Raw genomic sequence first — 11,339 nt, 5'->3', positions numbered from 1 at the left:
ACTCAACCATGCAAGGCCCCGAAAGGAGTGATGCGATGAAAGACGGAAGACCACGCAACAAGACCCGCGCGCCGTCGATAGCCACGGCGCACTTCAAGGCGCTCGATGGCGGCTCGGTGTATGCCACCTTCGAGCTTGCAGGAAGTGACGAAGCGATGACCGTGCTCGGCACCGAAGAGCAAGTGACCGAAGCACTACTTGGTTTGATCCACATCGCGACGGCGCAAAGAGGAAAGCTCACCGTGCGCATATGCAGTGATCACCGCTCACCCGCTGCAATGGAGCGCTCCAATGCGTTCGCTCAAGTGCTTCGGACCGCCACTGTAAGCAAGGGAGCGCCGCAATGAGCGTTCGATACAAGCCTGCCCCGGATGGAACCTTCGTGCTCGGTGATGCGCTACCGCCTGGCCCGCTCTTCGCGGAGCTTGCACAGTGCCAGCACTGCCGGTATGCGGTGCCATCGACCGCGCCTTACCTCGAATGCCGCTTTGCATCGCCCGCACCCGCCGATCTGAGCCATGCACGCTGGCCGCTTGTTGGTCCCGATGATTGGTGCGGTGACTACTGGCCGCGTGAGCCATTGCTTCCCGATGATGCGCTTGTGATGGCCTATCGCGCCGCGCTCGCTCATCAAGCCGCGCTCGATGCATTGAACGTCAAGCGGCACGATGAGAAGCAAGCTACCGGCCGAAAGGTGATTCACGTGAAGAAGAGCGCGTGACGATGCGGAGCTTCGAAGAGCGCGTGGCGCTAACGCTCATCATGCTTGAAGCGTGGTGCCGGGCTAACGGCGTCACCGTCTCGCCCGCTGGCGAAGTCGATGAGCCTACCGCGTGCCGCTTACTCGGCTTCATCTCGCTCAAGGCATTGCGCCGCTTGTCCACCGAAGGCCGCTTATCGGATGCACTGCGCCACGGACGGCGGCGCGTAGGCCCGCGATGGTTCTATTCGCTCCGAGCCATCGCCACGCACATCGAGCTTGAGCGTGATCGATATGCCGTCTCGTGAGTCTAATAGGAATGCACAGTAGTTTCTGGCGGGGTGACAATGACACCGCCAGAAGAAGCAGAGACCATCGGCCCTCTCGTGACGCGGTGCCATCATTGCACCGCGTCGCGGTGATTTCGAGCGGTGCAACGATGGCACTGCCCGAAGCATCACGGCCGCGAATGGTGCCGCGCGAACCTTTGGCTTCGGCTTGCCAGTCTTTAGCCTGTTGCTTCGATATGCCTTGCTCGGCAAACGTAGGTGCCTTTTCTACCGGGGTGCTTACCACTCCGGTAGAACGCGATTGGTATGGCGCGGTTGTGCGGGATGATCACCTCTCCGCACAATCTAAGCGTGGGCACCTTTTCCTTCGACTCAGGCGGTGACACGAAGCTACCGCCTGAGCCGAAGGCGCGTCATGTGTGGTCGCGTGGTGATAACCACACAAAACCTTCGTGATCTTCGGTGGTACAACGATGTCACCGCCGATGCATCGCCATCTTGGAGCGGTGCAATGAAGTTACCGCTCCACCATTGGCCATCTCGTGACTGGCATCGGCCGGCGATGGCCGCTACGGTATCTGTTCGATGTGCTCGATGCGCGCGATGCTGATGCCTCACTTCACGGAGGCTCATCATGGGACTGACAGACGGCGACGGCTACACATTGGCGCGGATCGCGCGAGCATTGGCTATCGCTCGTGGCTCGATACCGCAAGCCCGCTCTTACCTCGAAGCGCAGCATGGCGCAATGGCACTCGCCACGCGCCTTCTTGCGAAGGGCGTCATCGACACGGGCGCTATCGTTGGTGATGTGGACGCCACGACCGCATCGAACGCCTTCCTTTCGTTGGCCCGGCCGCTCTCGATCATCGACGCCATCAACGCGGTTAGCCCGTTTCCCGAAGTGCCGACCGCACAACCCTTTCTTGTTGAAGGCGAAGGCGCGCTTTGCTATTGGATCAAAGAAGGCTCACCGATCACGACCTCGCGCGAAAGCTTCACGACGATGCGCTTGCCACCGCTGAAGCTCGCGAGCTTGATCGTGCTCACCGTGGAGATGCTTCGGCTTCTCGGTCCGGCCGGTGATGCCGCGCTCAATCGAGCGCTCCGACGAGCGGCAAGCAAGACCGAGAGCGATGCATTCCTATCGGATGACGCGGCAGACGACACCACGCCCGGAGGCATCCTTCACGATGCCACGACCACCGCCGCCACCGGCAACACGAAAGACGACATCGAAGCACTCACCGACGGCTTCGAAGGTGACTTCTCATCGAGTGTCTTCTTGCTATCGCCATCGCTTGCCATCTCCTTTGCACTGAGTGGCGCGAGCATCGGCGCATCGGATATTGGCACCGCGCAAGTAGGCACGCTGGCGGGGATACCGGCCATCTCGCATCGCTCGGTGCCCGCCGATAGCTTGATCCTCTGCGATCCCTCGATGATCGCGATGGCCCCGCGCATCTTCGTTGCGGACGCGAGCACCGAAGCATCGATTGAAGTCACCGACGATGACGGCGAAGGCTCAACACTCGTGAGCTTGTGGCAACAAGACCTTAGCTCGCTCAGGCTCGTTGAATATTGCAACTGGTTTGCCGCGCCCGGCTCAGTCTCGGTGCTCACCGGCATCGGTGCCGCTCAACCTGTCACGAGCGAAGGAGCGAAAGCATGACTACGGATGATGCTCACGCCTATGTGAAGCGCCGCGTGTGCCGCGCGCTCGAAATGCGCCGCTATCGCACTGTGCGTGACCCGCGCTTCCCGCTCATATCCGATGACTTCGAAGCCGCACTTGCTTCGCTGTGCGATGAATGCGCCGCGCTTGTGATCGAGCATCATGCGCGGCTCGTTTCAATCGACGCCTTCGAAGATGAAGACGTCGAAGCGGGCCATGTTTGCGTGATGGTCGAAACCTCGCACGGTGAAGTGCTCGTGCGAGTGCTGCCGATCCTCGATGGCGATAACGACAACGATAGGCCAAACCAACATGATCCCCGCACGCTTCGCCTCTGCGCGTGATTCGAAAAGGAGAAGCCTCATGCTCAATGCCACGCTCGATCTTGAAGGCAAGGCCACCGCCGCATCACTGCCGAGCATCGTGCTCTTCGCGGGAGAGATGGCCCGTGATACATCGAAGAGCGCACACGAGCGCGAGCAAGGCAAGCGCGCTTTCGGTGAAGTGCTCGCGCTTGCTTCCGCCGCTGGATGGCGCGGTGCACCTGAGCTTCGTGCGCTCGTGCTCGGTGGGCATTACGGATCATCGGCCGCGTGCTCGTTGGCTCACGCTGCATTGAGCTATGCGCCGCATGAAGATGTTCGCGCCGTGCTCGTGCGCACTGGCTTCATCGATGGCCCGTGAGCGCTCGAAAGCTGGCGGGTGCACCCGTGGGCGGGAGGGTTCGAAGTTTCGAACCGACTTAGGGAAACCCCGACGATCCATGAACTGAGCTTAAACCGGCACCGCACCGGGCCTATCCCGCCGCGCATCGGCTTTCGAAAGGCGCATAATCCACATCGATTAGGGAGACTACCTAAAGCCATACGGAGGCTTGATATGGGCGCACGTGGACGATTGGCAAGCGACGACAGAGCCGCCTCATTGAAATTGGTGCCGCCGACAAAGATGCAGGCACCGCGCGGCATGCCGAAGGCGCAACGTGCGGTGTTTCGGGAAACCGTCGATTCTTTTCCGCTCGCGCACTTCGGAGAGTGCGATCTTGAATTGCTCTACCGCTATTGTGACGCGGCAGTGATGGCGGGCGAACTGGCGAAGCTCGTGAATGAGCAAGGCGCGATCATCGAGAACCCTTCGAGCGGACGCAAGATGATCAACCCGGCGCATACCGCCTTCACTACCGCGTGCGCCACACTGAGCTTGTTAGCGGGCAAGCTTCGCATCTGTCCGAGTGCACGCATGAGACAAGATGCGGCCGATGCCCGGCCGGTGCCAAAGGCTTCGAGCGTGAAGCGGCCGTGGGTTAAGACGTGATCAAGGCTTGCCGTGCCGGTGCGCAAAAGCTCCCGTTTCGGCATGACCCGTGAGCGAGCGCGCGAGCACGGGACAGTGGCGCGGCACTGGCAAGGCACCGCGCACCCGATGACGACGGAGAAGAGCGAGTGAGCCTACCCGTGATTGCATGGATAACGCCCGGCGTGCACGCTCAGTTGCAAGCGTTCGCGCGAAGCCAAGACATTTGCACCGAGCTATGCGCGGGCGAACTCGTGACGCAAGCGCTACGCGCGCACGGCGTGCCGCCTGCTGATCCGGTGCCCGTCGATATCGTCACTGCTCAATATCGCCCGGCATCCGAAGCCGATATGCAGTTTCAGCGTGTGATCGATAGCGACCCGGAGAGCATGCGCAATCGTGTGCTACGTGCTCGCGCGAAGACCAAAGGAGAGAAGCCATGACACTCAATCGTGCTGTTGCGCAAGTCGTTATCTTGAAACGCGTGAACGAAGCGGAGCGAATCATTGAGGGCGTGGCTTCGACACCAAGCCCCGATGCCTACGATGACGTGATCGAGCCGCAAGGCGCACGCTACAAGCTGCCGCTCGCGCTTCTGTGGCAACACGACACTTCGAAGCCCGTGGGCCGCGTGGAGTTTGCCGCCACCGATGCGCGGGGCATCGGGTTTCGGGCGAAGCTCGCACAATGCGACGAACCCGGCGCGCTTCGTGATCGGCTCGAAGAAGCTTGGCAATCGATCAAGGCCGAACTCGTGCGCGGCGTGAGCATCGGCTTTAAGCCGATCAAGATGGAGCCACGCGGCAGAGGCACGCCCGGCATGCGCTTCACCGAGTGGCAATGGCTCGAACTCTCGTGCGTCACCATCCCGGCGAACGCCGAAGCGAGCATCACGACCATTCGCGCCATCGACACCGCGCAACGCCGACTTCATGCGACGCCCGCGCGCGTCGTGAAGCTCGATCAACCTATCCGGGCGAGCGGCGTTTGATGGTCGCATTAGTTGACCGTCTTACATCATCGCTTGAGAGCGTGCGCCGTCTTCTTCGCGCTCCCGCATCGGCTCACCCTTCACGGCGCATCATGGCTCATCGGGCAAGCGCTCGATGCGCACGTGGTGCACCGCTTCGCCTTGACGCGGCCGGGCAACATGCGCACCGATTGCATAGCGCCGTTCCGGGTGGCGCTCGATCATCGATGCAATCGCGTGCTCGGCACTCTGCGCGGTGATGGCGAGCGGCAACACGAGCGCCGCACCGACCGGCAAGGCGCGCAATTGCGTGTAGAGGGAATCGATCATCGCGGGCCTCGCTCGTGGTGGCCGTGACCATGAGCACCGCTCATTCCCGGCGCACGCGCGTTCGCAAAAGCTCGCGTAGGAGCCGCTGGAAGCGCGGGAGGCTCTACCATACGCACCGACCCTCACGAGCGCCCGCTAGTCTTTCACCGCCAGCTAGAAACGGCATTCCCGCATCGAAGGAAGCCTCACCACATTCGCACGCTCGAAGCTGCCGACGATTGAGCGCCGATCCGGTGCAATCTCAGGCAGAATATTCACCGGAAATTAGAAGGGATTTTCTAGGAAATTATCCGGTCGATTCGACGGGGGTAACGGCGGGGGTGAGCGCGGGTAATTTTCGCTGGAAATACCGCCCGGTAAGGCTTTGCGGCCGATAGCTCGCTTCGCTGCTGCAAAGAAAGTAACCAAAGAAACAGCTATCCCCATCCAAAGTACTTCATGCCGGCCCCGGCACAGAAGATGGTATGTGGTCCGGTAGTAGCGAGTGCCCTCACAAAACTCACAGGGCTTGGACCGCGCACGGTCTGTCTAGCTAGAGCATTAAGGACGCTGGTTCAGCACGAAATAGCTCCGGCACAGCGCTACGCGCTGCCGCTGGGTATGCAAGGGAAACCAGTGTGCGGCAAATGCGGTGAGATAGAAGCGTTAGTAAAGAATCACGCGCGGACCCGATGGACCGGTCGGCCGCGCAGCGGGCCGGAGCTTTTTCGTGCTGAACCAGTAAGTGAAGTGGCGCGATGTGACAGACCGTGCGCGATCCAAGCCCGGTTAGACCTTTGAGGTCACTCGCTACTGCCGGACCACTTGCGCAGTTCTGTGCCGGGGCCGGCATGAAGTACTTTGGATGGGGATAGCTGTTTCTTTGGTTACTTTCTTTGCAGCAGCAAAGAAAGTGACTGCCGCCCCGCACAGGGGCAGAGCAAATAGACCGACGCGAATACAGGATTCCATAGAAGAAGCGGCCCGAAAAGCAAAAAAACATTCAATCCATAGCCGCATGCGCAACCGACTCATCGGAAGAAGCGCTCTTCGCCGGGCGAATTAGCTCCGGCACAGCGCTACGCGCTGCCGCTGGGTTTGCAAGGGAACCCAACGAAAGGCAAATGCAGTGAGATGGAAGTATCAGCAAAGAAGCGCGCGCGGACCCGATGGACCGGTCGGCCGCGCAGCGGGCCGGAGCTATTTCGTGCTGAACCAGTAAGTTAAGTGGCGCGATGTGACAGACCGTGCGCGATCCAAGCCCGGTTAGACCTTTGAGGGCACTCGCTACTGCCGGACCACATACCATCTTCTGTGCCGGGGCCGGCATGAAGTACTTTGGATGGGGATAGCTGTTTCTTTGGTTACTTTCTTTGCAGCAGCAAAGAAAGTGACTGCCGCCCCGCACAGGGGCAGAGCCAATAGACCAACGCGAATACAGGATTTCATAGAAGCGAAGGCCAACCACAGCCCCCTAAACCCGAACCACCCCACTCCCCTCCAACATCCCCCCAAACGCGTCAGCGGTCAACGGCATTGCCAACAAAAACCCCTGCATCTCATCGCACATCATGTCCTGCAGCCGATCGAGCTGCGACCCAGTCTCGACCCCTTCCGCGACGACATCCATATCGAGCGAGTGCGCGAGCGCGATGATCGCCGACACGATCGCCCGTCCTTCCTGTCCGTTCTCGTCGAGCCCATTGGTGAAGAACCTGTCGATCTTCAACTGCTTCGCGCGAAAGCGCTGCAAGTAAGCAAGACTCGAATATCCCGTGCCGAAATCGTCGATCGCAATCTCGAAGCCGTTCTCCTGAAACACTCGAATCATCTCGATGGTGCGCGGCGCATCCTGCATCGCCACCGTCTCGGTGATCTCGAACATGATCTGCTCGCTCGCCACGTCCTCTTCACGCAAAATCGTCATGATGTTCGCAACGAGATCCGCCTCGCTCATCTGCCGCGGCGACAGATTGATCGCCACCTTCACCGGCGGACACCCTTCCTCGCGCCAGCGCGCAAGGTGCCGGCACGTCTCGCGCACGACCCAGTAGCCGATCTGCACGATCTGCCCTGAACGCTCCGCGATAGGGATGAATTCGAGCGGCGTCAGCGTGCCGATCTCCGGATGATCCAGCCGGATGAGCGCCTCGGCGCCCGCCAGCTCGCCGCTCTTGCCGCGAAACTTCGGCTGGAAGAGCAGATAGAAATGGCCGCCGTTCAGCGCCTCGTGCAACGCCTGCTGGATCTGCAAGGTCCGCACGGCCGCCTCGTTCATGCTCGCCTCGAAAAAGCGATACGTGCTGCGCCCGCCGCGCTTCGCCTCGTACATCGCGACATCGGCATGCTTGAGCAGCGACTCGACACTATCGCCGTCCTGCGGATACAGCGCTATGCCAATGCTCGGCATCACCTGCAACGGATGATTTCCCGCGAGCAGACCCTTTCTCATCATGTCGAGAATACGCTCGGCCATCGTCTCGGCGTCGGTCGGCGCGTGCAGGTTCTCCAGCATCACGACGAACTCGTCGCCGCCCAGTCGCGCAACCGTGTCGCCGCCGCGCACGCATTCCTGCAACCTCCGCGCGAACGCCTTCAGCACTTCATCGCCAACGGTGTGGCCCAGCGAATCGTTGATGGTCTTGAAGCCGTCGAGGTCCATGAAGAGAATCGCGAAGCGGCTGCCGCTCTGCTTCGCGCCGAGGATCGCGCGCTCGATTCGCTCGTTCATCGTGCGGCGGTTCGGCAAGTCCGTGAGCGTGTCGAAAGTCGCCATGCGCACGATCTGTCCATTCAGGCGCGTCACGGAACCGGCGAGCAACGCGGTGCGCGCGTCGAAGCGCGACAGCACGAGCGTAATGATCAGAATCGCCAACGTGAAGAGCACGACGGTCGTCGCGAGCCAGCGCGCATCGACGTCGTTCGCCGCGCCGCAAATCGCGCCCGGCAGAAAGTTCGCCGCCGCGTTGCCCGTGTAGTGCATGCCGGTGATCGCGATTCCCATCACGAACGCCGAAGCCGTACGTTTCGCGAGCACGTGCGTCTGGCTCGCATCGGAAAGCGCGTGCGCGATCCACAGCGCCGCGCCCGACGCGATCATCGCGATCGCGATCGATGCGGCGAAGAGGCGCGGATCATATTCGATTGCCGGATTCATGCGCATGGCGGCATCGCCGGTATAGTGCATCGCCGCGATGCCCGCGCCCATCAGCACGCTGCTCGCGATGAGACGCTTCGCCGTCAGCCGCCTGCTCGTGATGACATGCAACGCGAAGAACGACACGAGCACCGCAATGCCGAGCGAACCCGCAGTGATCTTCAGGTCATAGCCGAGCGGAATCGGCAGCTCGAAAGCGAGCACGCCGATGAAATGCATCGACCAGATGCCGATGCCCATCGACGCCGCTCCGCCCGCGAGCCAGGCGTGCCGCGTGCGCGATCGCGACAGCATCGCGATGCGGCCCGAAATATCGAGTGCGGTATAGGAAGCGAGCGTCGCGACGACGAGCGATGCCGCGACCAGCCATAAGTTGTAAGTGCCATGCATAGTGCGGGTCAGCCGGAGACTCGTTTGCGTCAGCGACTTATCGGCTCACGCTCCCGAATCTTTAGGCTCGCGCCCGCGAATATTCGCGGGCCGCTGCGCGCTCCGGTCAAAGTTGCGGATCGAGCAGCGCGACGACGCGCTCCAGCACTTTTTCGACGAGCGGACGGCGGCGCCAGTCATCGAGCGTGATGCGTTTCGCGTGGGCGACGTCGTCGTCGAAAATAGCCGTCTGCCGGCGCGCGAAATCGCGGTCGTAGATGTTGAGATTGGCTTCGTCGTTGAGCTTGAACGAGCGGTTGTCGAAGTTGGTCGAGCCCACCGAGACGAGATATTCATCGACGACAATGAGCTTGCAGTGAAACATCGTCGGCTGATACTCGTACATCTCGACGCCCGCCGCGAGCAGATCGCCCCAGCATGCGCGCGACGCCTCGCGCACCGTATGCGTGTCGATGCGCTTGCCCGGCGTGATGATGCGCACCCTGACGCCGCGCCTCGCCGCCTCGACGATCGCGTTTATCGTCAGCTTGTCCGGCACGAAATACGCGCTCGACAAATGTATCGAGCTCGTCGCGGCGGTGATCGCCATCAGATACATGAGCTGCATGTCGTCGCTGCCGCCCGAGGGCGAGCTGCTGAACATGTGCGCGAAGCCATCGCCCGCGTCTTCGAGGTCCGGAAAATAGCGCGGTCCGTGCAGCACGTTGCCCGTCGCCTTGATCCAGTTGTCCATGAAGACGGCCTGCATCTGGCCGACCGCCGGACCTTCCAGGCGAAAATGCGTATCGCGCCAGTGCTTTTCGTCCTGCGCGTGCCCGGTCCATTCCTCGGCAATGCCTACGCCGCCCGTGAAGCCGATACGCCCGTCGATCACGAGCAGCTTGCGGTGCGTGCGATCGTTCATGCGCCCGAGGCCGGTCCAGTGCGGCTTGTGATACTGAATGACTTCCGCGCCCGCGTCGCGCAGCATGCGCAGGTAGCGCTTGTCCATCTTCGACGAGCCGACCCAGTCGAGCAGCACATGCACCGCGATTCCTTCGTGCGCCTTGTCCGACAGCGCCCGCGCAATGTCCTCGCCGATCGCGCCGGACCAGTAGATGAAGGTCTCGAAGGTGATCGTCTTCTGCGCCGAGCGGATGCCTTCGAGCATCGACGGAAAAATCTCGTCGCCGTTCACGAGCACCTCGAAGCGGTTGCCCCCGATCACCGGCGGCCCGAGCAGCAGGCCCATCGAGCGGATGAACTGCGGGTCGTCGCTCGAGTACAGCCGTTCGATCTTGTGCTCGATCTTCTTCTCGCCGCTCGTCAGATTCGCAATCACCAGCACGACGACGAGCGTCACGACAATCGTCAGGGCAATCAAAGCAATCGTCGGCATGCGCGGGCCTCGCGAAGCGAACATCCGTCCGGACCCATTAGTTTAAGCAGGTTCCGGACCGCGCATCGCCCGACCGCGTTCAGCTCTTCGCGGGCATCCAGCCCTGCTCCTGGCCGAACTTGGCGATCTGCTTGGCGATGGAATCGCCGAGGCGCTTCTCGTCGGACGACACATCCGCGTGCTTCGTCTCCGATACCGCGTGCAACCCGCCCGACACCGCGAGCGAACTCGCCACATGCCCCGCGGCCGCACCCACGCCCGCCATTTCGGCGACGCCGGGCATGTGACCGCTATCGGCTTTCGCGTCGAACTGTTCGAGCAGTTGCGGCGCGCCGTGCGCGGGCTTGAAGACGAGTTGCACCGTCGCGCCGACCTTGCTCTCACCCGCGCCCAGGCCGATCAGCATGCGGCGGCGGCGATTGCCCGCGTCGATCGTATTGATGCTGCCTTCGACGACGAGCACGTTCTGGTCTTGCGGCGGCGGCACATCGGCGCGGATCGCGCGCAGGCCCATAGACTGGAGCTTGGCGACGATCTCGTTCGCGACTTCCTCGCGCGCGGCGATCGCGTCCTGCGTCTCTTTCTGCGCCTGCGAATCGCTGGAGAACGCGGAGCCGATCTTCGAGATCATGCCGTGATTGTCGAGCTTGACGTCGCTGGCGTCGCTGGCGAACGCGTAGACATAGATGGTGTCGGGGCGCATGGCGGGCGTCGCGGCCACGGTCTGCACGTACTGGCCGCCGTACTGGTTGTACTGGCTCGCGGCTTGCGCGGGATTGCTCGCGCAGCCCGTGAGCAGCGCCGTGCCGACGACCACACTGGCCAGCGCCACGCCGCGCGCCTTCTTGAAGATTGCGTTGAGCGACGAGAATTTGATCGGGCTGTTCATGTTGCATCTCCGTGCCGGCCGCGCCGGGAATCGTGTTGGGATGGATGCGTGATACGGCTCTCGTTTCTCGCTGCTGCTTCGTTTCGATCACGCTGGCGCAACTATGAGCGATGCCTTCCGCCGAGGCCATCGAACATTTATGTCGCGCGGTTTCATCGTCCCGAGCGCCTTGTCTGACGCGGCTTTCAGCCCATTCGGCGCGCCTCGCGCGGGCCTCGTTCGTAGCGCTTTTCTGCAGGCTTTGCGCGCTTCTGCTTAACTTCGGATCGACGCATCGTGCGATTCGCG

At 61.8% G+C, this 11,339-nt stretch carries 13 protein-coding genes; 9 read left to right on the top strand and 4 right to left on the bottom strand.

Annotated features, from left to right (window positions below):
• Positions 1–8 precede the first annotated feature (8 nt).
• From AC1Z32_RS02000 to AC1Z32_RS01960, 9 genes are all read left to right on the top strand, one after another.
• The gene (locus tag AC1Z32_RS02000) at positions 9–347 is read left to right on the top strand and encodes a hypothetical protein (RefSeq protein WP_483477033.1); all 339 of its coding nucleotides are present in this window, start codon (positions 9–11) and stop codon (positions 345–347) included.
• Positions 344–721 (top strand): hypothetical protein, encoded by a 378-nt coding sequence (locus tag AC1Z32_RS01995; protein WP_483477032.1) that lies wholly within the window; start codon positions 344–346, stop codon positions 719–721. Before AC1Z32_RS02000 ends, AC1Z32_RS01995 begins: the two co-directional genes overlap by 4 nt.
• A 23-nt stretch (positions 722–744) precedes the next feature.
• On the top strand, positions 745–1,008 hold the full coding sequence (locus tag AC1Z32_RS01990; protein WP_483477031.1) for a hypothetical protein: 264 nt from the start codon (positions 745–747) through the stop codon (positions 1,006–1,008).
• 616 nt (positions 1,009–1,624) lie between these two features.
• Positions 1,625–2,662 carry a phage major capsid protein gene (locus tag AC1Z32_RS01985; protein ID WP_483477030.1) on the top strand — a complete coding sequence of 346 codons (1,038 nt, stop codon included), beginning with the start codon at positions 1,625–1,627 and terminating at the stop codon, positions 2,660–2,662.
• The gene (locus AC1Z32_RS01980) at positions 2,659–3,009 is read left to right on the top strand and encodes a hypothetical protein (protein WP_483477029.1); all 351 of its coding nucleotides are present in this window, start codon (positions 2,659–2,661) and stop codon (positions 3,007–3,009) included. The genes AC1Z32_RS01985 and AC1Z32_RS01980 overlap by 4 nt, the downstream gene beginning before the upstream one ends.
• 19 nt (positions 3,010–3,028) lie before the next feature.
• On the top strand, positions 3,029–3,349 hold the full coding sequence (locus AC1Z32_RS01975) for a hypothetical protein (protein ID WP_483477028.1): 321 nt from the start codon (positions 3,029–3,031) through the stop codon (positions 3,347–3,349).
• 195 nt (positions 3,350–3,544) lie between these two features.
• Entirely contained in the window at positions 3,545–3,979 is a 435-nt protein-coding gene (locus tag AC1Z32_RS01970; RefSeq protein WP_483477027.1) for a P27 family phage terminase small subunit, read from the top strand.
• Positions 3,980–4,107: 128 nt separating this feature from the next.
• Positions 4,108–4,401: a hypothetical protein gene (locus tag AC1Z32_RS01965; RefSeq protein WP_483477026.1), complete on the top strand. Its 294-nt coding sequence runs from the start codon at positions 4,108–4,110 to the stop codon at positions 4,399–4,401.
• The gene (locus AC1Z32_RS01960) at positions 4,398–4,949 is read left to right on the top strand and encodes an HK97 family phage prohead protease (protein WP_483477025.1); all 552 of its coding nucleotides are present in this window, start codon (positions 4,398–4,400) and stop codon (positions 4,947–4,949) included. The genes AC1Z32_RS01965 and AC1Z32_RS01960 overlap by 4 nt, the downstream gene beginning before the upstream one ends.
• 90 nt (positions 4,950–5,039) lie before the next feature.
• On the opposite strand, the gene AC1Z32_RS01955 is transcribed toward AC1Z32_RS01960, so the two are convergent.
• From AC1Z32_RS01955 to AC1Z32_RS01940, 4 genes are all read right to left on the bottom strand, one after another.
• Positions 5,040–5,258, bottom strand: coding sequence for a hypothetical protein (locus tag AC1Z32_RS01955; RefSeq protein WP_483477024.1), 219 nt, complete (start codon positions 5,256–5,258; stop codon positions 5,040–5,042).
• 1,453 nt (positions 5,259–6,711) lie between these two features.
• Positions 6,712–8,784: a putative bifunctional diguanylate cyclase/phosphodiesterase gene (locus AC1Z32_RS01950; protein WP_483477023.1), complete on the bottom strand. Its 2,073-nt coding sequence runs from the start codon at positions 8,782–8,784 to the stop codon at positions 6,712–6,714.
• 106 nt (positions 8,785–8,890) lie between these two features.
• Positions 8,891–10,162 (bottom strand): cardiolipin synthase, encoded by a 1,272-nt coding sequence (gene cls / locus AC1Z32_RS01945; protein WP_483477022.1) that lies wholly within the window; start codon positions 10,160–10,162, stop codon positions 8,891–8,893.
• 79 nt (positions 10,163–10,241) lie between these two features.
• Positions 10,242–11,051: a DUF4410 domain-containing protein gene (locus AC1Z32_RS01940; RefSeq protein ID WP_483477021.1), complete on the bottom strand. Its 810-nt coding sequence runs from the start codon at positions 11,049–11,051 to the stop codon at positions 10,242–10,244.
• Positions 11,052–11,339: the final 288 nt, after the last annotated feature.

The sequence above is a fragment of the Caballeronia sp. 11_S32 genome (genome assembly GCF_056930355.1).
Note: the sequence above shows the minus strand (reverse complement) of the source record. Positions and strands in the feature narration are given on the sequence as shown.